21 protein-coding genes are annotated in these 21,357 nt (G+C 67.3%); 11 read left to right on the top strand and 10 right to left on the bottom strand.

Translation table 11 applies throughout. From position 1 onward, the window contains the following. Positions 1-2 precede the first annotated feature (2 nt). The 5 genes from ACLB1G_RS26100 to ACLB1G_RS26080 all read left to right on the top strand — a co-directional run bounded on the left by ACLB1G_RS26100 (position 3) and on the right by ACLB1G_RS26080 (position 3,794). The gene (locus ACLB1G_RS26100; RefSeq protein WP_491630183.1) at positions 3-881 is read left to right on the top strand and encodes a phosphonate ABC transporter ATP-binding protein; all 879 of its coding nucleotides are present in this window, start codon (positions 3-5) and stop codon (positions 879-881) included. A gap of 62 nt (positions 882-943) precedes the next feature. Beyond that, a complete protein-coding gene (locus ACLB1G_RS26095) occupies positions 944-1,720 on the top strand; it encodes a PhnE/PtxC family ABC transporter permease (RefSeq protein WP_491630307.1) in 777 nt (258 codons plus the stop codon). Then, positions 1,717-2,520: a phosphonate ABC transporter, permease protein PhnE gene (gene phnE, locus ACLB1G_RS26090; protein WP_491630182.1), complete on the top strand. Its 804-nt coding sequence runs from the start codon at positions 1,717-1,719 to the stop codon at positions 2,518-2,520. The genes ACLB1G_RS26095 and phnE overlap by 4 nt, the downstream gene beginning before the upstream one ends. Positions 2,521-2,640: 120 nt before the next feature. Continuing rightward, a complete protein-coding gene (locus ACLB1G_RS26085; protein WP_491630181.1) occupies positions 2,641-3,300 on the top strand; it encodes an ABC transporter ATP-binding protein in 660 nt (219 codons plus the stop codon). 206 nt (positions 3,301-3,506) lie between these two features. Further along, on the top strand, positions 3,507-3,794 hold the full coding sequence (locus tag ACLB1G_RS26080) for a hypothetical protein (RefSeq protein WP_491630180.1): 288 nt from the start codon (positions 3,507-3,509) through the stop codon (positions 3,792-3,794). Positions 3,795-3,930: 136 nt separating this feature from the next. Here the strand turns inward: ACLB1G_RS26080 and ACLB1G_RS26075 are convergent, their stop codons facing one another. Beyond that, positions 3,931-4,056, bottom strand: coding sequence for a hypothetical protein (locus tag ACLB1G_RS26075; RefSeq protein WP_491630179.1), 126 nt, complete (start codon positions 4,054-4,056; stop codon positions 3,931-3,933). A 40-nt stretch (positions 4,057-4,096) separates the two neighbouring features. Continuing rightward, positions 4,097-5,158 (bottom strand): patatin-like phospholipase family protein, encoded by a 1,062-nt coding sequence (locus ACLB1G_RS26070; protein ID WP_491630178.1) that lies wholly within the window; start codon positions 5,156-5,158, stop codon positions 4,097-4,099. 184 nt (positions 5,159-5,342) lie between these two features. On the opposite strand from ACLB1G_RS26070, the gene ACLB1G_RS26065 reads away from it, so the two are divergent. Together ACLB1G_RS26065 and ACLB1G_RS26060 are read left to right on the top strand one after the other, a co-directional pair. Beyond that, positions 5,343-6,872, top strand: coding sequence for a DUF1800 domain-containing protein (locus ACLB1G_RS26065; protein WP_491630177.1), 1,530 nt, complete (start codon positions 5,343-5,345; stop codon positions 6,870-6,872). A gap of 23 nt (positions 6,873-6,895) precedes the next feature. Continuing rightward, positions 6,896-8,083, top strand: coding sequence for a DUF1501 domain-containing protein (locus ACLB1G_RS26060; RefSeq protein WP_491630176.1), 1,188 nt, complete (start codon positions 6,896-6,898; stop codon positions 8,081-8,083). Here the strand turns inward: ACLB1G_RS26060 and ACLB1G_RS26055 are convergent. Both ACLB1G_RS26055 and ACLB1G_RS26050 read right to left on the bottom strand, forming a co-directional pair. Next, positions 8,055-9,791, bottom strand: a complete 1,737-nt coding sequence (locus ACLB1G_RS26055) for a putative bifunctional diguanylate cyclase/phosphodiesterase (RefSeq protein ID WP_491630175.1) — start codon at positions 9,789-9,791, stop codon at positions 8,055-8,057. The genes ACLB1G_RS26060 and ACLB1G_RS26055 overlap by 29 nt on opposite strands. Before the next feature lie 58 nt (positions 9,792-9,849). After that, positions 9,850-11,040 (bottom strand): alkaline phosphatase family protein, encoded by a 1,191-nt coding sequence (locus ACLB1G_RS26050; protein ID WP_491630174.1) that lies wholly within the window; start codon positions 11,038-11,040, stop codon positions 9,850-9,852. A 194-nt stretch (positions 11,041-11,234) separates the two neighbouring features. On the opposite strand from ACLB1G_RS26050, the gene ACLB1G_RS26045 reads away from it, so the two are divergent. Both ACLB1G_RS26045 and ACLB1G_RS26040 read left to right on the top strand, forming a co-directional pair. Beyond that, positions 11,235-11,603 (top strand): type II toxin-antitoxin system RelE/ParE family toxin, encoded by a 369-nt coding sequence (locus ACLB1G_RS26045; RefSeq protein ID WP_491630173.1) that lies wholly within the window; start codon positions 11,235-11,237, stop codon positions 11,601-11,603. Next, positions 11,596-11,919 (top strand): helix-turn-helix domain-containing protein, encoded by a 324-nt coding sequence (locus ACLB1G_RS26040; protein WP_491630172.1) that lies wholly within the window; start codon positions 11,596-11,598, stop codon positions 11,917-11,919. The genes ACLB1G_RS26045 and ACLB1G_RS26040 overlap by 8 nt, the downstream gene beginning before the upstream one ends. A 3-nt stretch (positions 11,920-11,922) precedes the next feature. Here the strand turns inward: ACLB1G_RS26040 and fdhD are convergent, their stop codons facing one another. The 6 genes from fdhD to ACLB1G_RS26010 form a co-directional block, all read right to left on the bottom strand. Then, complete coding sequence (gene fdhD / locus ACLB1G_RS26035; RefSeq protein WP_491630171.1) at positions 11,923-12,756, bottom strand: formate dehydrogenase accessory sulfurtransferase FdhD; 834 nt, start codon at positions 12,754-12,756, stop codon at positions 11,923-11,925. 55 nt (positions 12,757-12,811) lie between these two features. Continuing rightward, on the bottom strand, positions 12,812-13,585 hold the full coding sequence (locus ACLB1G_RS26030; protein ID WP_491630170.1) for a GNAT family N-acetyltransferase: 774 nt from the start codon (positions 13,583-13,585) through the stop codon (positions 12,812-12,814). A gap of 108 nt (positions 13,586-13,693) precedes the next feature. After that, positions 13,694-14,407 carry a hypothetical protein gene (locus tag ACLB1G_RS26025; protein WP_491630169.1) on the bottom strand — a complete coding sequence of 238 codons (714 nt, stop codon included), beginning with the start codon at positions 14,405-14,407 and terminating at the stop codon, positions 13,694-13,696. Between the two features lie 72 nt (positions 14,408-14,479). Next, entirely contained in the window at positions 14,480-15,934 is a 1,455-nt protein-coding gene (locus ACLB1G_RS26020; protein WP_491630168.1) for a Ppx/GppA phosphatase family protein, read from the bottom strand. A 111-nt stretch (positions 15,935-16,045) separates the two neighbouring features. Continuing rightward, positions 16,046-17,209, bottom strand: a complete 1,164-nt coding sequence (locus ACLB1G_RS26015) for a GGDEF domain-containing protein (protein ID WP_491630167.1) — start codon at positions 17,207-17,209, stop codon at positions 16,046-16,048. Between the two features lie 27 nt (positions 17,210-17,236). Next, positions 17,237-17,512, bottom strand: a complete 276-nt coding sequence (locus ACLB1G_RS26010) for a hypothetical protein (RefSeq protein WP_491630166.1) — start codon at positions 17,510-17,512, stop codon at positions 17,237-17,239. 124 nt (positions 17,513-17,636) lie between these two features. Between ACLB1G_RS26010 and ACLB1G_RS26005 the strand changes: the two genes are divergently transcribed. Both ACLB1G_RS26005 and ACLB1G_RS26000 read left to right on the top strand, forming a co-directional pair. Then, positions 17,637-18,407, top strand: a complete 771-nt coding sequence (locus ACLB1G_RS26005) for a spermine/spermidine synthase domain-containing protein (protein ID WP_491630165.1) — start codon at positions 17,637-17,639, stop codon at positions 18,405-18,407. Positions 18,408-18,511: 104 nt separating this feature from the next. Beyond that, positions 18,512-21,328: a bifunctional diguanylate cyclase/phosphodiesterase gene (locus tag ACLB1G_RS26000; RefSeq protein ID WP_491630164.1), complete on the top strand. Its 2,817-nt coding sequence runs from the start codon at positions 18,512-18,514 to the stop codon at positions 21,326-21,328. The last annotated feature ends 29 nt before the right edge of the window (positions 21,329-21,357 follow it).

The following is a 21,357-nucleotide window of genomic DNA, read 5'->3' as shown; positions in this document are numbered from 1 at the left end:
CGATGTCCGCAGTCCGCACCACCGGCAGCTCGCCGTCCTACCACTTGCACAACCTGACGGTGCGCCACGCGGCCGGTGGCGCCGCCTCGGCGCCCGCGCTGGAGCAGCTCGACCTGCTGGTCCAGCCGGGCGAACAGATCGCCCTGATCGGCCCTTCCGGGGCCGGCAAGACCACGCTGCTGTCCACCCTGGCGCTGGCCCAGCGTCCGCACAGCGGCGCTTTCCAGGCGTTCGGCCTCGATCCCTGGGACCTGGCCGAGAGCGAGCGGCACCGCCTGCGCGCACGCCTGTTCCTGGCGCCGCAATCGCCGCCGCTGCCGCCGCGCCAGCGCGTGGTGACGGCCGTGCTGGCCGCGCGCCTGCCGCAATGGGGCTTCTGGCGCGCCTTTGCCTCGCTGCTGAAACCGGCCGATCCGCAGGCGGCGTTTGACGCCCTGTCGCGCTTCAACCTGGGCGACAAGCTGTATGCGCGCGTGGACCGCCTGTCCGGCGGCGAACGCCAGCGCTGCGGCCTGGCGCGCCTGCTGCTGTCGCAGGCTGAAACCATGCTGGTGGACGAGCCGCTGTCGGCGCTCGATCCAGCCCTGTCGGAACTGACCCTGGCCACCCTGCGCCAGGAAGCCGCGGCCCGCAACGCCACCCTGGTGTGCAGCCTGCACCAGGTGGAGCTGGCGCTGGCGCACTTCCCGCGCATCGTCGCGCTCAAGGGCGGCCGCATCGCCTTCGACCTGCCGCGCGCCCAGGTCACGCCGGAGCTGATCGCCACGCTGTACCAGGGCGCCGGCGCCGCTTCGCCGCAGCCGGCGATGCAGGAACACGCGCAGGAGCACACGCAAGATCGCGCGCACATTCCCAACCTCGACGTCGGCGCCTGCCTGTGAGCACCTCCACCATCGCATACGGGGCCGGCCATCCCGATCCCGCCTGGCGCGGCCGCGTGGCCATGGCAGCCGTGGCACTGCTGCTGCTGTGGCCCACGCTGGTGCTGAGCGAATTCAAGCCGTGGATTCTGCTGGACTGGCAAAGCCTGTCCGCCACCGGACGCTTCCTGGCCGATTTCCTCCAGCCCGCGCACGACGCCGAATTCCTGGCCATGCTGGCGCAGCAGACCTGGCAAACCGTGGCCATCGCCACCGCCGGCCTGGCGCTGGCCCTGCTGGGCGCGGTGCCGGCCACGCTGCTGATCACCGAGCGCCTGTCCATCTCGCGCCTCGCTTCCGGCCGCATGCGCCCCGCCGCCGCGCTGCCGCGCCATGCGGTGCGCTGGCTGCTGGTGCTGCTGCGCAGCGTGCCGGAACTGGTGTGGGCCCTGATCTTCGTGCGCATCATCGGCTTCGGCCCCACCGCCGGCGTGCTGGCCATTGCGCTGACCTACTGCGGCATGCTGGGCAAGGTGTATGCGGAAATCCTGGAATCGTCCGACGCCCACGCCAGCGACACCCTGCTGCGCAACGGCGCCGGGCGCCTGCCGGCCCTGCTGTACGGCGGGCTGCCGGAAGCGGCGTCGGAACTGGTGTCCTACACCATCTACCGCTGGGAATGCGCGATACGCGGCTCGGTGGTGATGGGCTTTGTCGGCGCCGGCGGCCTGGGGCAGCGCATGGATGAATCGATGAAGATGCTGGCCGGCGGCGAGGTGGCGTCCATGCTGCTGGTGTTCGTGCTGCTGGTGGCGCTGGCCGACCTGGTTTCCAAAATCCTGAGGAAGCGTCTCGGATGACCATCACCACGAAATCCACCCTGCCGCCCCCGCCGCCGCGCGACTGGACCGTGCGCCTGCTGCTGGCCGCCGTGCTGCTGCTGGTGGCCGCCAGCTTCTGGACCCTGCCCCTGAAATGGGCCGAATTCTTCACCGTGGAAGCCGTCACCAGCACGCTGGAACTGCTGGGCGGCTTCGCGCCGCCCACGCTGTCGGCGCCCTTCCTCGCCAAGGTGGGCTGGGCCACGCTGGAGACCTTGTCCATGTCCGCCCTCGGCACCCTGCTGGCCGTGCTGGCCGGGCTGGTGCTGGCGCTGCCGGCGTCGGGCCGCCTGGGCCGCCCCTTGCGCGGGCCGCTGCGCCTGGTCCTGAACGTGCTGCGCTCGATACCGGAACTGGTGTGGGCTTCCATCATGCTGATCGCGGCCGGGCTCGGTCCCTTCGGCGGCACCCTGGCGCTGGCCGCCCACACTGCCGGGGTGCTCGGCCGCCTATTTGCCGACGCCCTGGAAAACGCCGCGCCGCTGCCGGAACGCAGCCTGCGTATCAACGGCGCCACAGCCATTTCCGCCTTCTTTTATGCTACCCTGCCCCAGATACTGCCCCAGGTTTTGTCCTACACACTGTACCGCTGGGAGAACAATATCCGTGCCGCCGCCATCCTCGGCGTGGTCGGCGCCGGAGGCCTGGGGCAGATGCTGAAATACCACCTGTCGCTGTTCCAGATGCAGCCGGCCGCCACCGTCATCCTCGCCATGCTGCTGCTGGTGGGCCTGGTGGATGCGGCGAGTTTCTGGCTGCGCCGGCTCCTTACCCGTTAAGAGGGCATTTCAAAATGAGCATAGCGTCGTTGCAACTCCTCGCCGTGCAGGCGCACTGTCTTCGTCGTTGCGCCTAGCCCTGCTCCTTTTGAAACACCCTCCAAACACTAGAACACAACGATGCTAGAACTGCGCCAGCTCTCCAAATCCTACGCAGGCCGTACCGTGCTGGCCAATTTGTCCTGGACCTTCCAGGCCGGCGAATTCACTGCCATCATGGGCGACTCCGGGGTCGGCAAGTCCACCCTGCTGAATTTGATCGCCGGCCTGGATACGCCGGATGCCGCCCCCGGCGCCACGCCCATCGTCATCGACGGCGTCGCCATGGCGGCCCTGGATGATGCGGCCGCCACCCGGCTGCGGCGCGAACGCATGGGTTTCATCTTCCAGGCCTTCCACGTGCTGCCGCACCTCACCCTGCTGCAGAACGTGGCGCTGCCGCTGCTGCTCAACGGCCGCCCGCAGCAGCGCGCCGCCGAGATGCTGGCCGCGGTCGGCTTGGCCGGGCGCGAGGCCGACTTCCCGCACCAGCTGTCCGGCGGCGAACTGCAGCGCGTGGCCATCGCGCGCGCCCTGGTGCACCAGCCGGCCCTGGTCCTGGCCGATGAACCCACCGGCAACCTGGATCCCGAAACCGCCTTGAATATCATGCAAATGTTACATCGCGAACTGAAGCGTACCGGCGCCTGCGCCATCATGGTCACGCACTCCCAGGCGGCGGCGGCCGTGACAGACAAAATCCTACAATTGACCAAATCCGGGTTGCAGAAATCACTATAAGTCAACCCGTTTGAGCAAAGAACAAAGTAATTTTTTTGTTAAACGCGCCCTCTTTTTTCTTCTAGTAGTATTATTGAGATCAACTTGCTTGGTTACTAAGAATGTTGAGTCGCGCACCACATTCACCAAGAATGTGTGCCGATGAATGTGTAACTAACCAGCTGGGAGAGCTTTTTTCGACGACATATACCGCAAAGGAGGAGAGAATGAGCGTCAGGCAAAAAAAGCTGGAATTGATCGAGGCCATGAACCGGGCGCGCGCACTGGAACCTTCCAGTTTCGTGCCCAACAAGCTGCTTGACACCTTGATCGAGAAAATGAACTTGAAGAACGACGCGGAATTGTGCCGGGTGCTGGAAGTGCAGCCCCCCATTATCAGCAAGATCCGCCACCGCAAGCTGGCAGTGGGAGCCACCATCCTGCTGCGCATGCATGAAAAATCGGAGATCCCGATCAAGGAACTGAAAGACCTGTCCACCGCATCGATGCACTAAGCGACTGTGCCATGCCAGGCGCCGGCATGCGGTAACCGGCGCCCTTCAACGCTTTGCCTGTGATCGGTCGATCCGCAAGCAACAGCAACAGCTTTCACGATCAGCCCAAGCCCCGCTGACCGTTTTTATCTCCCCCTCATTTCTCGTATTTCCAGTTGCGCGATTTGCCTTCGGCTATCCATTCCATGGCTTGCGCCAGCCCCTCGACCGTATAGCGCGGCAACGGAACGCCCAGCACCAATGCGCACTCGAGGCGCTCCACTTGCCTTTTCAGCCACCCATTTTTACAACCTTTTCAACGCTCAGGCTGCGCTGCGCAGGCGCTTGGCCGCTGGTGCGGGCTGCGCCGCCTGGGCCGCGAAATGGCGGTCGATGGCGTCGCGCCCGGACTGGCGCGCCTGGGCGATGCCGTAGGCCGAAAAGTCCGAGGCGCCGGTGATCACCGGCTCGGGCGCCTGCACCACCTGCAGGTTGCGCAGCGCGCGGCGGCGCAGCAGCCACTGGTAGTCGGGCCGCTGGCGCACCGGGCTGCCGGGCGGCAGTTCCTCCTCCAGCGCGTCCAGGGTGGCGGCGAAGGCGGCGATATCGCCATGGGCGCCATACTGGGCCCAGAAGCGGTTCTGGTACTGCAGCATGGTGGCGCGTGATTGCACGTCCATCAGGTTGTCCGGCGCCGGCAGTCCGGCGCTGGGGAACAGGTCCAGCGTGAAAATGGGCAGGCTGCCGATTTCATCCGGAAGCAGCAGGTCGATCAGGGCGTCGATGGGCGTGTTGCTGAACAAGCCGCCGTCCCAGTACTGGCGGCCCTCGATTTCGGTGCCGGCAAAGCCGGGCGGCAGGCTGCCGCTGGCCATGATGTGGGACGGCGTCAGGCGCTGCGGCTGCAGCCGGTGCTCGCGTTCCGGTGCGTGGTTGGAAAATGTGGCCAGGGCGCCGGTGTGCAGGTCGGTGGCGGTGACGCCCAGGCGCATATGGGCGGCGTCGTTGATCTGCCCGAAGTCGCACAGGCGGCCCAGGGTGTCCAGCATGGGACTGGTGTCGTACAGGCTGGTCCACTTGGGCAGGTTCAGGTAGTCATGGCGCGGATGATAGAAATTTGGATTGCCAAACGCGGACAGGAAGCCTTGCTTGCTGGGCGGCAGCAGCGGCGCGTACGGCATCGTGATGGCGCCCCATAGCGCGTCCAGGCTGGCGACGATGTCGCCGCCGCGCGCCCCGGCCACGGCGGCGGCGTTGATGGCGCCTATCGACACGCCGGTCACGGCGCGCGGGGTCCAGCCCAGTTCCACCAGGCGCGTCACAGCGCCATATTCGAACGCGCCCAGCGCGCCGCCGCCTTGCAGTATCAAAGCCATTTCTTTCATGTCGACTCCAATTGATTGAGGAAAGGAAAGAAAAAGCATACGCAGCGGCCACTGCTTGATGTTGATCTACAACAACTTAACGTGCTGTTACATCCGATACAAACTCATACGGCACAGTGCGCCGCTTCGGCCTATACTGAGCCGCACCTCCACCACCGAAACGTGTGTAGCCATGCATGCACCGATGATATCCGGCCGCCGCTGGATGGCCGCCTGCGCCGCCGCGCTGCTGGCCGGCTGCGCCGGGACCGCCCCCCGGACCGCGCAGACCGTGCCGCCGGCCGAGCTGGCGCCGGCCCTGAACCGCCTCACCTGGGGCGTCAACTACAGCACCTGGCAACAGGCCCAGCAGCAGGGCTACCAGGCCTGGCTGGAGCGCCAGCTGCGGCCCGCGCCAGCCGTGCTGCCGCCCGCCGTGCAAAGCCAGATCGACGCCATGACCATCTCCCAGCGTCCCCTGGACCAGCTGGTGGAAGACCTGGAACAACGGCGCAAGGAAGCCGACAAGACCGCGCCCACCGACGAGCAGCGCAAGGCCGCGCAGCAGGCCTACCAGCAGGAACTGAACCGGCTGGCCAAGGAAGCCGCCAGCCGCTCGCTGCTGCGCGCCGTGTACTCGCCCAACCAGTTGCAGGAGCAGATGACCTGGTTCTGGATGAACCACTTCACGGTCAGCAAGGACAAGAGCAATATCCGGGGCCTGGTGGGCGACTACGAGCAGACCGTGCGCGCCCATGCGCTGGGCCGTTTCCGCGACCTGCTGGGCGCCACCCTGTACCACCCGGCCATGATACGGTACCTGGACAACGAGCAGAACGCCGCCAACCGCATCAACGAGAACTACGCGCGCGAGCTGATGGAGCTGCACACCCTGGGCGTGGATGGCGGCTACAGCCAGCGCGACGTGCAGGAACTGGCGCGCATCCTGACCGGGGTCGGCATCAACCTGGGAGGGGCCAAGCCGAATGTGAAGAAGGAGCTGGCCGACCAGTATGTGCGCCGCGGCCTGTTCGAGTTCAATCCCAACCGCCACGACTACAAGGACAAGGTGTTCCTGGGCCAGACTATCAAGGGCCGAGGCCTGGCGGAAGTGGAGGAAGCGCTGGACCGCCTGAGCCGCAACCCGGCCACGGCGCGCTTCATCAGCCGCAAGCTGGCGCTGTACTTCGTGTCCGACGACCCGCCGCCGGCCCTGGTCGAGCGCATGGCGGGCGCGTTCACATCTTCAGACGGCGACATCGCCAGCGTGATGCAGGCCATGATCGCCAGCCCCGAATTCGCGCAGTCGCTGGGCCGCAAGTTCAAGGACCCGGCCCATTACGTGGTGTCGGCCGTGCGCCTGGCCTATGACGACAAGGCCATCCTCAACGCCGGCCCCATGATGCAATGGCTGCAGCGCATGGGCGAGCCCCTGTACGGGCGCGCCACCCCGGACGGCTATCCGCTGACCGAGTCGGGCTGGGCCAGCTCGGGGCAGCTCAGCACCCGCTTCGAGATTGCCAAGGCCATCGGCTCCGGCAACGCCGGCCTGTTCAAGACCGACGGCCCGCAACCGGTCGAACAGCCGGCCTTCCCGCAGCTGGCCAACGCCCTGTACTACCAGAGCCTGGAGAGCAGGCTGGGACCGCGCACGCGCGAGGCGCTGGCCCAGGCCAATTCGCCGCAGGAATGGAACGCCTTCCTGCTGTCCTCGCCCGAACTGATGCACCGCTAATGCACCGCCAAGGAGACGCCATCATGAAACGCCGTACCCTGCTCCAGTCCATGGCGGCCCTGCCGCTGGCCGCCCTGGGCGGCAATCTGTGGGCCGCACCGGCCGGCAATCCCCGGCTGCTGGTGGTCTTCATGCGCGGCGGCTACGACGCCGCCAGCCTGCTGGTGCCCATCTCCAGCGATTTCTACTACCAGGTGCGGCCCAACATCGCCATCCCGAAACCGGGAGCGGAGCCGAACACGGCCCTGCCCATCGACGCCGACTGGGGCCTGCACCCGGCCCTGCGCGACTCGGTCTATCCGCTGTTCCAGGCCGGCCAGGCCGCCTTCGTGCCCTTTGCCGGCACCGAAGACCTGTCGCGCAGCCACTTCGAGACCCAGGACAGCATCGAACTGGGCCAGCCGCTGGACCGCAGCCGCGACTACCGCTCCGGCTTCCTGAACCGGCTGGCCACTACCCTGAATGCGGACCGGGCCAGCACCATTTCCTTCACCGACCAGCTGCCGCTGGTGATGCAGGGCGGCGCGCAAGTGCCCAACATGGCGCTGCGAAATGTCAGCAAGGCGGCGCTGGACCCGCGCCAGAGCAAGCTGATCGCCGCCATGTACCAGGGCACCCGCCTGGAAAAACAGGTGGAGGAAGGCTTTGCCGTGCGCGAGGACGTGATGAAGCAGATGATAGGCGAGATGGCGGCCGCCAACCGCAACGCCATCACGGCCAAGGGCTTCGAGCTGGAGGCACGCCGCATCGCGCGCCTGATGCGCGACAAGTACAACATCGGCTTCGTCGACGTGGGCGGCTGGGACACCCACGTCGGCCAGGGCAACGGCAGCGGCTACCTGGCCGGCCGGCTGGACGAGCTGGGACGCGGCCTGGCCGGCTTTGCCCAGGAAATGGGACCGGAGTGGAACAACACGGTGGTGGTGGTGCTGAGCGAATTCGGCCGCACCTTCCGCGAAAACGGCAACCGCGGCACCGACCACGGCCACGGCTCGGTGTACTGGGTGCTGGGCGGATCAGTCCAGGGCGGCAAGGTGCGCGGCGAGCAGCAGCAGCTGGTGCAAACGACCCTGTTCCAGAACCGCGACTATCCGGTGCTGAACGAATACCGCGCCCTGTTCGGCGGCCTGTTCGCACGCATGTACGGCCTGAACGCGGGCCAGGTCGAGCACATCTTCGGGGTCAAGGGCAAGGACCTGGGCCTGGTGTAGCGGCCTCGCGCCGCAGCCAGGCCTCCAGCTCGACGGGTTCCAGGGCCGGCGCATACAAATGGCCCTGGAACAGGGTGCAGCCCTGGGCCGCCAGGAAGGCGGCCTGCTCGCACCGCTCCACGCCCTCGGCCACCACCTGCAGCCGCAGCTGGCGCGCCAGCGCGATCACGCTGCCGGCCACGGCGTTGGCGTCCGCCTCGCCCGGCACGTCCATCAGGAAGCTCTTGTCCAGCTTGATGCCGCTGACCGGCAGGCGGCGCAAGTAGCTGAGCGAGGAATAGCCGGTGCCGAAATCGTCCAGCACCAGGCCGCAGCCGCGTTCGCGCAGCCAGTACAGCACCTGGCTGCCGTGGCTTTCCAGTTCGATCACGTCGCGCTCGGTGAGTTCGATTTCCAGCGCCGCCGCCGGCAGCCCTGAGGCCTGCAGCGCGCTGTCCAGCTCCGCCAGGTAGCGGCTATCCATCAGTTCGCGCGCGCAGACGTTCAGGCACAGGCGCAGGTCGGGGCGTCCGCCGTCGTGCCAGCGCCGCAGCTGCGCCATGGCCAGGGGCAGGCACCAGTGCGAAATCTCCCACAGCAGGCCGTATTCCTGGGCCAGGGACACCACGTAATCGACAGGATACTGGGCCAGCACCGAGTCCGGCGCCACGCGCAGCAGGGCCTCCACGGCGCGGGTATGGCTGCCGCCCGCGTCCACGATGGGCTGGTAGGCCAGCCGGCAGCGGCGCTGCGCCACCAGGCGCCGCAGCTCGCTCACATCGGCGCTCTTGCGGTGCGCCGCCTGGTCCAGTTCATCCGTGTAGTATTGGAAGCGGTTGCGCCCGCCATCCTTGGCCTGGTACAGCGCCAGGTCCGCCTTGCGCAGCAGCGCGCCGGCCTCGGCCGCATCAAGCGGGCAGATGGCGATGCCGATGCTGGCGCTGATGCCGGCCTCGCGCCCATCGAGCAGGAAGGGCTGCGCCAGTGCGGCCAGCAGCTTGTCGGCCAGCGCGCCGCCCGCCATGGCCGAGGGCGCGTCCAGCTGCATCAACGCGAACTCGTCGCCGTCCAGGCGGGCGATGAAGTCACTGCCGCGGCTGACCTGGCGGATGCGGGCGGCGGCCTGGCGCAGCAGCTCGTCGCCAGCCTGGTGGCCGAGCGCATCGTTGACGGCCTTGAACTGGTCCAGGTCGATCAGCAGCAACAGCAGGAAGCGCCCGCTGCGCTGCGACAGCGCGGCCAGTTCGCCGCTCTGCATGTCGAAGGCGGCCCGGTTGGCCAGGCCGGTCAGGGGATCGCTGGTGGCCAGGCGGCGGATTTCATCCTCGTCCTGTTTGCGCTGGGTGATGTCGCGCAGGATTTTCAGGTAGCCGGCAGGCTGCGGCCCGCCCGCATAGACCGGCGAGAGCACGCCGTCGGCCCAGAAGCGCGTGCCGTCGCGCCGCAGGTGCCAGCGGTAGTCGGCGGCGCGGCCGGTGGCGGCGGCCTGCGCCATTTCGCGGCGCGGCTCGCCGCGGGCGATGTCTTCCGGCGTGAACAGCATGTCGGTGGGGCGGCCGCGCATGTCGTCGGCGCGGCAGCCGAATATCAGCTCGGCGCCGATATTCCAGCTGGTCACCAGGCCCTCCGTGTCCATGGTGAAGACCGCGAATTCGGTGGCGTTGTTGTAGATGCTGTCGAGCAGGATCTCGGGGGTCAGCTGGTTATGGCCCAGCATGGTGCGCGGCATGGCCTGCTCCTGGCGGGTGGCGATAATGCTTGGATCGCGCCGCCCTGCCCCGGTTCCGTCAGCGCGCCAGCGCCTGCTGCAGCGTGTCCGGCGAGCCGTCCGACGGACGGGCCGGCAAGCCGGCCAGGCGCATCAGCAGCGGGTAGACATCGACGTTGTCGAAGGCCGGCAGCAGTACGCCCTGGCGGAACGCCGGCCCGGCCGCCACGAACAGCGCCTGCATGGCGGGCGCGCCATTGTCGTAGCCGTGGCTGCCGGCCTTGAGCCGCTTGTCGCTCTGGTCGCCGGCGCGGATGTTCCAGCCCGGTTCGGCCAGGCAGTACAAGGACGGCACGCGCGCATGGCTGCCGTAATGCAGGCGCGCGGGGATGTCCTGCTTGCGCCAGCATTGCATGTGCGGGTGCGGGCGCAGCAGGGCGGCTGCCACGGCGACCTCCCGTCCCGGTTGCGGGATGATGCCGGCAGAGGGCCCGCGCGTGAGCAGGCGGTAGCCGCCGGCCGGGGCGACGCGGTTCAGGTCTATGGTGCGCGCCGGGTCGTTGGCCGACATGCCGTGGTCGGACACGATCACCAGGTTGGCGTCGATGCCGCGTGCGCGCAGGCCGTCCTGCAAGCGGCCCACGGCGGCGTCCACCCGCGCCACGGCGGCCAGCACTTCCCTGCTGTCCGGGCCGTGGTCGTGGCCGGCGTGGTCGACATCGCTCAGGTACAGGGCCAGCATGCCGGGGCGCTGTTCTCCGGCCAGATCCAGCCAGCCAAGCAGGATGTCGGCGCGGCGATCGGCGGGGATGTCGTCGTCGAAGCGCATGCGGTAGGTGGGCAGCACGCCGTGGATGGGCGTCTCGGCGCCGGGCCAGAACAGGATGGCGGTGCGCATACCCTGCTTCTCGGCCGTGACCCAGGCCGGTTCCGCCTGGTCCCACCAGAACGGGTCCAGCACCTGCTCACGCTGATGCATGTCGAACTTCTGTCCGGGGCGCGCCGCATCCTCCATGGTGTTGTCCACCATGCCGCTGTGGTCGGGGCGCAGGCCGGTGACCAGGGTGTAATGGTTGGGGAAGGTAAGCGACGGGTAGGACGGGCGCATGGCCTGGGCCCGCACGCCGCGCGCCGCCAGCCGCTCCAGGTGGGGACTGGCGCCGCGCCCCAGGTAATCGGCGCGGAAACCGTCCAGCGAGATCAAGACGACCGGGTGGTCGTCAGCCGCTGCCACGGTATTCTGCGCCAGCACTGCAATTGCTGCCGGCACCGCCAGTATAGCCCTCACACAGCACTTGTACATGCGGAAGAACGACTTCATCCGATAATTATTTCTCGTGTTTTTATCGCACGCGATGGTATCACGCCAGCCCGCTTTTTCGCCCAGCCTATGCGCAGCGTCAACATCTCGGGATTCCAGTCAGCCTAAGGTGAAATCCCGCTTTGGCCTGCCAGGGTGCTATAGTGAAGCAAGAACCGAAGGCACGAGTATTCAAGACACGCTGGTTCACAAAAGCGGCCATCAAGCGAGGCATTGCCGACCACGAACTTTGCGCTGCCATCGAGCACATCAGGAAGGGCAAGGCAGACGATCTCGGCGGTGGAGTGTGGAAAAAGCGCCTCAATCAGAATCGCGACCGCGCCATCGTTCTGGCCAAGGGGCGACGGAATTGGATACTCGTCTATCTATTTCAGAAGCAGGACAGGGAAAATATACAGCGCGACGAGTTGGAGATATTTCGCCGGCTTGCCGCCGACTATGAGCGAATGTCCGAAGATTCGCTTGAACAAGCAATTGCAAACAAGGATTTGACGGAGATCTGCCATGAGTAAGGCTCAGCTGAAATATCGCCCGGGCGCTTTCGAGGCCGTGCACAGCGCCGCATCCGGCTTGCAGGCGGCCGGGGCATTGGACCGGGAGGCCATGCGCGGCTACGACGCCGCCTGCTTGGCCCGGCAGGAGATCACTGCGGCCGATATCCGCCGCCTGCGCCAGGAGCTGAATGTAAGCCAGGACGTGTTTGCCAGCTATCTGGGCACCTCGACATCCACCGTAAAAAGGTGGGAGTCCTCAGCGAACTCGCCCAATCCACTCGCCCAGCGGCTGCTGCACATCATTGCCAAGCACGGCTTGGGCGTGCTCGAATAACTCTTACCAGACGTATTCCACGCAGCCGTCCTGGCGGCAGAAACTCACCAGTTTCAGGCCGGCCTGGCGGGCGATGTCGATCGCCAGCGAGCTGGGGGCGGAGATGGTGGCCAGCATGGGGATGTTCATCCGCGCCGCCTTGCGCACCAGCTCGTAGCTGGCGCGGCTGGACATGAACACGAAGCCGCGCTGCAAATCGGCGCCCTCCAGCGCCAGGTAGCCGATCAGCTTGTCCAGCGCATTGTGGCGGCCCACGTCCTCGCACACGCGGACGATGGCGCCGTCCGGCCTGCACCAGGCGGCGGCATGCACGCCGCCCGTCATGCGCATCAGTTCCTGGTGGGCGCCCAGTTCGCGGGCGGCGCGCGCCACGGCCGGCACGATGGCGGCGGAATCGAACAGCGGACCGTCGCCGGGATGCGCTATGGGCTCAGGCTGCAGGTCCAGCAGTTCCAGGCTTTCGATGCCGCACACCCCGCAGCCGCTGCGCCCCGCCAGCGAGCGGCGCTTCTGCTTCAATCCCATGAAGGAGCCGGTGGCGATGCGCAGTTCCACTTCATAGCTGCGCTCATGCGCGTGGACTTCCGATTCGTACAAATCGGAACGCTCGGCGATCAGGCCCTCGGTCAGCGCGAAACCCAGCGCGAACGCCTCCAGGTCGCGCGGCGTGACCATCATGACGGCGTGCGAGATGCCGTTGAATACCAGCGCCACCGGCATTTCCTCGGCCACCCGGTCGGTGCCGGCCGCCACCGCCGGCACGCCGCCGCGATGGCGCAGCACCGCCTGCTCGCGCCAGCCGTCGCGTTCCGCTGGCGTATCGTCGTCCCTGTCCATTGCCGCTCCCGTGTTCAGCGCAAAAGCGCATTATTACACGGGGCGCGGCCGGGCATCAGGCGGCTACCGCTTCTCCAGCCACGCCGTAGTGGCGCGCGTAGCGCGCGTCCAGGTTGGACAGCGGCAGCAGCAGGAACAGGTCGGCGCTTTCGAAGTCGGGATCCCAGGCCGGCTCGCCGCAAATCCAGGCGCCCGAGCGCATATAGCCTTTCAGCAGGGCAGGCACCTGGGCGCGCTGCGCCGGCTCCAGCTTGGCGAAGGGGAATGGCAGGTGCGGGGTGACGCGGTACTCGGCCGGGGCCAGAAAACTGTTTTTTAGCTGGTTGTAGACGGCGACGGCGTTGTGGCCGCCATCGGCCAGGCTGATGCTGGCGCAACCGATCAGGAATTCGGAACGCTCCCGGCGCATGTAGTCGGCCAGGCCGGACCACAGCAGCATGATGACGCTGCCGCCACGGTAGTCGGGATGGATGCAGGCGCGGCCGGCCTCCACCATGCGGCCGCGCACATTGTTCAGGCGGTTCAGGTCGAATTCGTTCTCCGAGTACAGGCGGCCCAGCTTGCGGGCGCGCGAGGGGCTCAGCAGGCGGTAGGTGCCCACCACTTCCAGGCTGTCGGTATCGCGCACGATCAGGTGATCGCAATGCTCGTCGAATTCGTCGCTGTCCAGGCCGTCGGCGCGCATCAGCGAGGTCAGGCCCAGGGTCTCGATGAAGACCTTGTAGCGCAGCCGCTGTACTTCGCGCAGTTCCTCCGGGGTGCTGGCCATGCTCAATACCAGCTTGCCGGCGGATGCCCTGACGTCTGCTTGTATGATCGATTGTTGCATGCTTTCATCCTTTCTGTTGGAGAACGAAAGCAAGCGTAACGACGTAATACTTCAGGAAAATGACATGGACATGTCATTTTGGTTACATCAGGGCAGTGTTGTTTTTCCTCAATCCTTTTTGGGACGGCCGGTTTTCAGCTGCGGCAGGCTGGCCAGGACTTTTTTCACGCCGGCGGCGTCCAGCTTGGCAATCAGCGCCACGCCGATGCGCAGCAGTTCGCTTTTCTTGACCTCGAAACCGGCCTTCAGGCAGGCTTTTTTCACCTGGCCCAGCACCGCGTACTCGGTTTCCGGCATGGTGAAGCTGTCGCGCACCAGCTTGTCCTTGCGCGGTTTTTCCTCGGCCTTGCCAGGAGCGGCCTTGCGTGCTGCCTTGGCTTCCGGCTTGGCGGCGGACTTGGCGGCTGCGGGCTTGGCGGCGGTCTTGGCAGCGGGTTTGACCGGGGCGGCTTTCGCGGCCGGCTTGGCGGCGGCCGGCTTGGCTGGCTTGGCCTTGTCGGCAACCGGGGCCTTGGCTACGGCCGCAGCCTTGGCGGTGGCAGGTTTTTCGGCAGCCGGCTTGGGGGCAGCCGATTTTTCCGCACCAGCCTTGGCGGCGGCAGGCTTGGCGGCAGCGGTTTTTTCCGTGGTGGCCTTGGCGGCGGCCGGCTTAGCCGCGCCAGCCTTTGCCGCTGCCGGTTTTGCCGCAGGTTTGGCGGCGACGGCTTTGTCGGCGGCCGGCCTGGCCGCAGCCTTGGCGACCGGCTTGGCCTCGGACGGTGCAGCTTCCGGCAGCGCCGCGGCCTTGTCGTTGACGGGGTTTTCGGTGCTGATCTTGCTCATGTCCACTCCATGTTGTTCATTCATATAAACAATATATACCATTTACGGAGTTTTTGCTTGCACAAAACAAGTTCACCCCTGCGCGCGCAGGGTGAAATCGACCCCCACCTCATCCCAGAATTCCTGCTCCTTTTCCAGCCAGTAGGCCACGGTCGGGTGGCCGCCGATGCAATCGCGCTTGATCTCCAGCTCGATGCGGTTCTTCAGGCGCAGCCGTATCGTGCGGCTGTCCACCTCTATGCGCGAGTGCATGAACAGGATGGCCAGGCGCAGCGCCACCACGGCCTTGCAGAAATCCGGCTCCCCCAGCGCCTCGCCGATCTTGCGCAGGTTGCCCTTCTGGGCCAGGATCAGGCGCCCCATGGTGCGCTGCTCGCGGGTGGTGAAGCCCGGCAGGTCGGCGTTTTCCACCATGTAGGCGGCGTGCTTGTGGTAGCCGGTCTGCGACACCACCAGTCCCACCTCGTGCAGCAGCGCGCTCCAGTACAGCGGGCGGCTATAAACATCCGTGGCGGGCTTCATCTGCGCGTACAGGGCCAGGGCGTCGTCCGCCACCCGGTTGGCGCGCTGCTCGTCGACGTGGAATTTCTGCAGGAAGCCGCGCACCGACTGTTCGCGGCGGTCACGCTTGGTGGAGCGCAGGTACAAGTCCCACATCACGCCCATGCGCAGTCCGGCCTCGATAGGCTGCACCTGGGGGATGCCCAGTTCGTGCACCAGGCCGATCAGGATGGCCAGGCCGCCAATGATGGTGGAGGCGCGGTCCGGGCGCAGGCCCGGAATGTCGATGCGGCTGACCTGGCCGAATTCGATGAAGCGTTTTTTCAGCGCATCGAGGCTGCCGGCGTTGATGTCGCGCCCCAGGTTGTTCTTGACGATAATCTCGCCGATGGTGCGCGCGGTGCCGGAGGAGCCATAGCAGCGCTTCCAGTGCTGTGGCAGATAGGCCGCCGCCGCATCCTCGAAATGGCTGCGCGCCGACAGGATGGCGGCTTCGAACGAAGGCGCGTCGATGCGGCCGCCGACGAAGAAGGACAGGCTTTGCTTGACGGTGCCGACGCTGAACGACTCGACCCGCTCGATTTCCGGACCGCGCCCCAAAATCAGCTCGGTGGAACCGCCGCCGATGTCGATCACCAGGCGCCGCTCGACCGGCTGGGCCAGCGAGCAGGCCACGCCCATGTAGATCAGCCGGCCCTCCTCCTCGCCCGAAATGATTTCGATGGGATGGCCCATGGCCTCCTCGGCCAGCGGCAGGAACACGGCGGAGTTGCGCGCCACCCGCATGGCGGAAGTGGCCACCACGCGCACCGCCTCCAGGTCGTAGGCGGCCAGCGCTTCGCGGAAGTTGCGCAGGCAGTTGAGGGCGGACTGCATGGCCGCCTCGGTGAGGTTGCCGGCGGCGTCCAGGCCGGCGGCCAGGCGTATCGGTTCGCGCATGCTTTTCAATACGCGGATCTCGCCATCCTCGTATTGTCCGATGTGGAGGCGGAAGCTGTTGGAACCCAAGTCGACTGCTGCGTACATTTCTAGGCTTTCAGGCACGGTATCTGACAATACGGAATAAACGGTTTACATGGTTTAATCCGTAACACTAAAGGCCGATTATGACGGCCTCATGACATGCTGTCTACCATGTCAGGCTTCCAGCGGACTGGCGCTGCCGGCCTGGGCCACACGGTTGCGGCCATCCTGCTTGGCCTGGCGCAGGGCGTCGTCGGCGCGCTGGAACAGCAGCACCGGGGTATCGTCTGCGCGGATGGTGGTCACGCCCAGGCTGGCCGTCATGTTGATCAGGGCGCGCTCGGCCTTGACCGGGGTGGCGGCCACCGCGCCGCGGATGCGCTCGGCCACCAGCAGCGCGTCCCCGGCCGAGGTGCGCGGCAGCAGGATGGCGAATTCGGCGCCGCCCAGGCGGCCCATCAGGTCGCTGTCGCGCAGCTGGCGTTGGCAGATCTCCACCATGGTTTTCAGCACCAGGTCGCCCACCGGATGGCCATAGCCGTCATTGACGCGCTTGAAATGGTCGAGGTTGAGCACCAGCAGGGCTGTCGCCTGTCCGGGACGGCGCGCCAGCGCCAGCCACGGTCCCAGCGCCTGGTAGAAGCCGCGCCGGTTGGGTACCCCGGTCAGGCCATCCACCACTTCCAGGCGCGCCAGCTCGCCGCGCAGGCGGTCGCCGGACAGCAGCAGGTAGCCGTAGGCGCTGCCCAGGGTCAGCAGGTAGAGCAGCGCCACGCCCAGCCATTGCAGCACGGCCGGCGTCAGCCAGCCCCAGCCCTCGGGACGGATGGCGCCCAGCATCCCGCGCGCGGCCAGGGCCAGGGCCAGCACGCCGGTGGACAGCACCAGGTAGCGCCGCAGCGCGCCGGCCGTGGCCCAGCCCTGCGCCAGGGCGGCCACGCCGGCGCAGGCGAAACCGGACAGTATCAGGGAGGCGGCCGCCACCCGCTGGCCGGGCGGCAGGTCCATCACATAGCAGGCGGCGAACACGGCGATGGCGCCGCCCAGCGCCGGCAGCAGGACGCGGCGCCAGCCGCGCCTGCCGGCCTGCTCCCACAGGGCGCCCGCGTCCAGCGCGAAGCCGGTGAACAGCAGGGCGTTGGCCAGGCCTATGGTCAGCAGATCAGGGGCGATGTCGCGCAGGGCAAGCAGCAGCCAGGCCACGGCCTGGCACAGGCGTGCGCTGGCGAAGGTGGACGGGCGGCGCGGCGGCCGGCCTTCATGTCCGGAGAAAAACAGGGCCGCGCACAGGCTCAGGTTGGCCAGCGCCAGCGCCAGGAGCAGCGTCTTGATATCCATGCGGCGGCCGGCGGCGCAGCGCCGCCCTTAAACCTCGTGCTCGACGTTGCGGGTGCCGTCGCCCATCCTGCTGGACCAGGCCTTGGCGAAGTATTCCTTCTCTTCCTCGGTCGGGCTGTCGTGCCAGAACACGATCAGGGTGCCTTTATGGTCGTGGATCTGGCTGAATTTCTCGATGAACTGGTTATTGCCGTCGGCCTCGGACAAGGCCACCGCATAGCCGTAGACGCGCGTCAGCCGTTCCAGGCGGTCCGGCTCGGTGAAGCTGTTGGTGGCGGTAATGGTCGGGTGGTCTAAAAACATCGTTCTCTCTCCAAGGGGGCCGTAGGCGGCCCGTGCTAACGCCAATGTACCTATAATTTTTCCGTCTGTAAATGACGGCAACTGTCGAAACCGTCGAAGGCGGCATGCTACTATAAATGCCGCCATGCCGCCCGCCTCCAGTCCACATTCGCCCGCCGACGACCACGGCCCCGCGCCGCGCGTGCATACGCGGGGCGACCGCCGCACCCTGGAATTCCGGCCCGGCATGGTGCAAAGCGAGATGCGGCTGTCGCGCCCGGACGATATCCTGCTGGCCTACGTGCGCGCCATGATGTGCTTCACCCTGTTCCAGCCGCAGCCGAAACACATCGTCATGGTGGGCCTGGGCGGCGGCTCGCTGGTCAAGTTCTGCCACCGCTACCTGCCGCACAGCCGCATCACGGTGCTGGAACTGCGCGCCGACGTGATCGCCCTGCGCGAACAGTTCGCCATCCCGCCGGATGGCCCGCGCCTGCGCGTGATCGAAGCCGACGCCGCCGCCTACCTGCCCCGGCTGGCCGGCAGCGCCGACGTGCTGCTGGTGGACGGCTTCGACCAGGACGGCCTGCCGCCGGCCCTGGGCAGCGCCGCCTTTTACGCCGACTGCCGCCGCGCCCTGCGCCCGGGCGGCGTGATGGCGGCCAATATCTTCAGCTACGACCCGCACTATGCCGCCATGCTGCGCCGCCTGCGACTGGTGTTCGAGCAGCGCGTGTGCCAGTTCCCCGGCATCGCCGGCAACAACCGCATCCTGTTTGCCGTGGCCGGCGGTGCCCCCTCGCCCGCCCTGCGCATGCTCGAGCAAGTCCGGCGCGGCGGCGGCTGGGGCCTGGGACCGCTCAACCGCCTGCTGGCGCGCTGGGTGGTGTTCAAGCTGCAGCGCGGCCGGCGCTAGCATGTCGCAATTTGACCGCAGCCGGCCTTGCTAAACTGTCGGTTAGGAAATTTTTGTGACACACTAGCAGCAAAGCCGGCCATTGCCGGCGCGCAGAGTGAGCCATGCCCACGTCCCGTCCCTTGCCATCCATGCCGCTGGCCGCCATCCTGACCCTGCTCAGCGGACTGGCGCTGACGGGACTGCTCTACTCGGCGGTGTGCTCGCTGGAGCGCGGCACCCTGGAACTCACCTTCCGCCAGCGCGCCGAGCAGCGCGTGGCGGCCATTCGTCGCGGACTGGACGACACGGTGGAGGTGGCCACCGTGGTCGGCGGCCTGTTCGGCAGCATGGATACGGTCAGCCGCCAGCAGTTCCGCGACTTCACGGCGCCGCTGCTGGCGCGCTATCCCTTCATCCAGGCCTTCAGCCGCCACCGCGTGCTGGACCATGAGCAGGCCGAGGCCCACCAGGCGGCGGCACGGCGCGAGCTGCCGCAATACACGCTGCACGAGCAGTTCGGCGGCGAGGCGGCGCCGCTGCAGCCGCGCACGCCCCACATCATCGTCGACTACCTGGAGCCGCTGGCCGGCAACGAGCCGGCGCTGGGGCTGGACATCGCGCCCAATCCCCTGTTGCGCGCCACCGTGGAGCAGGCCGTGGCCAGCGGCCAGCCCACTGCCACCCCGCTGCTGCAACTGGCGCAGGACCGCCAGCGGCAGACCAGCTTCCTGCTGCTGGTGCCCCTGTACCGCTCGGGCCCGGCGCCGCGCGATGCCGAGGCCCGGCGCGCCGCCTGGGTAGGCAACGTGGCCGCCGTGATACGCTCCACCGACCTGGTGCAGCGCATCCTGCGCGGCGCCGGCCTGCACGACGAGGAGGGGCTGCGGCTGCAGGTCTACACCGGCATCCAGCTGTCACCCGCCAACCTGGTGTACGGCGCCGACAGCACCCCGCCAGAGGCCCCGCTGCCGCGCTGGATGGGCGGTCCCGACACGGAGCCCTACCACGCCAGCTTCCAGGCCGCCGGCAAGGCCTGGCAGGTACTGGCCACGCCGCTACCCGGCTCCTACCTGGCGCAGCACCTGGGGTCGGTGTCGGCCCTGCTGGGCGGCCTGCTGTTCACCCTGCTGACCACGGCCCTGGTGCACACCCTGGCGCAGCGCTCGCAGCGCGTGCAGCGCCTGGTGGACGCGCGCACCGCCGACCTGCGCGAGGCCAACGCGGCGCTGGAGCGCGACGTGGCGGCCCGCATCCGCGCCGAAGTAGCGCTGCAGGAAAGCGAGCACCGCTTCCGCCGCCTGCTGGCGCTGTCGTCCGACTGGTACTGGGAACAGGATGCGCAATTACGCTTCACTCACATCACCGATGGTTTCTACCAGAAGAGCCGTTTGTCGCCGGCCGACTTCATCGGCCGCCGCCGCTGGGATAACGGCGGCATGGCCGATACGCACTGGGGCCGCGACCACATGGCGGTGCTGGAGGCGCGCCAGCCATTCTCCAATTTTGAATATGCGCTGACCGGCGCCGACGGCCAGCTGCACTGGTTCCGCATCAGCGGCGAACCGGTGTACGACCGCCATGGCGTGTTCGCCGGCTACCGCGGCACCGGGGCCGAGATCACCGAGCGCAAGCTGGCCGAGCAGCGCATCGAACACATCGCCCACCACGACGTGCTGACCGGCTTGCCCAACCGCGCACTGCTGCAGGACCGCCTGAACCAGGCCGCCGCCCACGCCAACCGCAGCGGGCGTCCGCTGTGGGTGATGCTGATCGACCTGGACCGCTTCAAGTTCGTCAACGACAGCCTGGGGCACAAGGCCGGCGACCTGCTGCTGCAAACCGTGGCGCGCCGACTGCGCGAGAGCGTGCGCGACAGCGACACCGTGGCGCGCCTGTCCGGCGATGAATTCGTGGCCCTGCTGACCGAGTATCCGGACGAGCAGCTGTCGCCCGAGGTCACGCAGCGCGTGATGCATGCCGTGGCCCAGCCAGTCATGTTGGAGGGTAAGGAATTCTTCGTCACCTGCAGCATAGGCGTGGCGGTGTACGCCGGTGACGGCAGCCCGGCCCAGCACCTGATCGAGCATGCCGACATCGCCATGTACCGCGCCAAGAAGCTGGGGCGCAACAACACCCAGTTCTACGAGCCGGCCATGAACGAGGAAGCGCTGGAGCGGGTGCGCATCGTCAGTGCGCTGCGCAATGCGCTAGAGCGCGACGAGCTGGTGCTGCACTACCAGCCGCAGGCCGACGTGCGCAGCGGCGCCGTGGTCGGGGTGGAAGCGCTGCTGCGCTGGCGCCATCCGGAGCTGGGCATGGTGGCCCCGGACCGCTTCATCGGCCTGGCCGAGGAAACCGGGCTGATCGTGCCGATCGGCGCCTGGGTGCTGCGCACCGCCTGCCTGCAGGCGCGCGCCTGGCAGGAGGCGGGCCACGGGCCGCTGCGGGTGGCGGTCAACCTGTCGCCGCGCCAGTTCGCCGAAGCGGGGCTGGCGGACCAGGTGGCGGCCGTGCTGGCCGAGACCGGGCTGGCGCCAGCCTGCCTGGACCTGGAGCTGACCGAGGGGCTGTTCATGAACGATGTCGGACAGGCGGTGGAGCAGCTGCAGCGCCTCAAGGCGCTGGGGGTGGCGATTTCCATCGACGACTTCGGCACCGGCTATTCGAGCCTGTCCTACCTGCGCCGCTTCCCCATCGACGTGCTCAAGATAGACCGCTCCTTCGTGTCCGATATCGCCGGCGACGAGGCCGCCATCGTGGACTCCATCATCGCCCTGGCGCACAACCTGGCGTTGAAGGTGATAGCGGAAGGAGTGGAGACGGCAGCCCAACTCGATTACCTCCGCGGCCACGGCTGCGACGAATACCAGGGCTATTACCTGAGTCCAGCGCTGCCGCCGGAGGATTGCGCCGCCATGTTTGAACGTGGTAGCAGATAGTTACAAAGTGCGCAATTTTGCGCAAACGA

It is taken from the genome of Duganella kummerowiae (assembly GCF_053572355.1).
The sequence above is the reverse complement of the archived record's forward strand: the minus strand, read 5'-3'. Positions and strand labels throughout refer to the sequence as shown.

What these genes read in the sequence shown, in the direction of transcription:
- ACLB1G_RS26080 (WP_491630180.1), top strand. Translation starts at nt 3,507, where the DNA reads ATGAGCGTCAGGCAAAAAAAGCTGGAATTGATCGAGGCCATGAACCGG.
- ACLB1G_RS26030 (WP_491630170.1), bottom strand. Translation starts at nt 13,585, where the DNA reads ATGCAACAATCGATCATACAAGCAGACGTCAGGGCATCCGCCGGCAAG.
- fdhD (WP_491630171.1), bottom strand. Translation starts at nt 12,756, where the DNA reads ATGGACAGGGACGACGATACGCCAGCGGAACGCGACGGCTGGCGCGAG.
- ACLB1G_RS26070 (WP_491630178.1), bottom strand. Translation starts at nt 5,158, where the DNA reads ATGAAAGAAATGGCTTTGATACTGCAAGGCGGCGGCGCGCTGGGCGCG.
- ACLB1G_RS26025 (WP_491630169.1), bottom strand. Translation starts at nt 14,407, where the DNA reads ATGAGCAAGATCAGCACCGAAAACCCCGTCAACGACAAGGCCGCGGCG.
- ACLB1G_RS26085 (WP_491630181.1), top strand. Translation starts at nt 2,641, where the DNA reads ATGCTAGAACTGCGCCAGCTCTCCAAATCCTACGCAGGCCGTACCGTG.
- ACLB1G_RS26055 (WP_491630175.1), bottom strand. Translation starts at nt 9,791, where the DNA reads ATGCCGCGCACCATGCTGGGCCATAACCAGCTGACCCCCGAGATCCTG.
- ACLB1G_RS26010 (WP_491630166.1), bottom strand. Translation starts at nt 17,512, where the DNA reads ATGTTTTTAGACCACCCGACCATTACCGCCACCAACAGCTTCACCGAG.
- ACLB1G_RS26015 (WP_491630167.1), bottom strand. Translation starts at nt 17,209, where the DNA reads ATGGATATCAAGACGCTGCTCCTGGCGCTGGCGCTGGCCAACCTGAGC.
- ACLB1G_RS26100 (WP_491630183.1), top strand. Translation starts at nt 3, where the DNA reads ATGTCCGCAGTCCGCACCACCGGCAGCTCGCCGTCCTACCACTTGCAC.
- ACLB1G_RS26095 (WP_491630307.1), top strand. Translation starts at nt 944, where the DNA reads ATGGCAGCCGTGGCACTGCTGCTGCTGTGGCCCACGCTGGTGCTGAGC.
- ACLB1G_RS26060 (WP_491630176.1), top strand. Translation starts at nt 6,896, where the DNA reads ATGAAACGCCGTACCCTGCTCCAGTCCATGGCGGCCCTGCCGCTGGCC.
- ACLB1G_RS26040 (WP_491630172.1), top strand. Translation starts at nt 11,596, where the DNA reads ATGAGTAAGGCTCAGCTGAAATATCGCCCGGGCGCTTTCGAGGCCGTG.
- ACLB1G_RS26005 (WP_491630165.1), top strand. Translation starts at nt 17,637, where the DNA reads ATGCCGCCCGCCTCCAGTCCACATTCGCCCGCCGACGACCACGGCCCC.
- phnE (WP_491630182.1), top strand. Translation starts at nt 1,717, where the DNA reads ATGACCATCACCACGAAATCCACCCTGCCGCCCCCGCCGCCGCGCGAC.
- ACLB1G_RS26065 (WP_491630177.1), top strand. Translation starts at nt 5,343, where the DNA reads ATGATATCCGGCCGCCGCTGGATGGCCGCCTGCGCCGCCGCGCTGCTG.
- ACLB1G_RS26020 (WP_491630168.1), bottom strand. Translation starts at nt 15,934, where the DNA reads ATGTACGCAGCAGTCGACTTGGGTTCCAACAGCTTCCGCCTCCACATC.
- ACLB1G_RS26000 (WP_491630164.1), top strand. Translation starts at nt 18,512, where the DNA reads ATGCCCACGTCCCGTCCCTTGCCATCCATGCCGCTGGCCGCCATCCTG.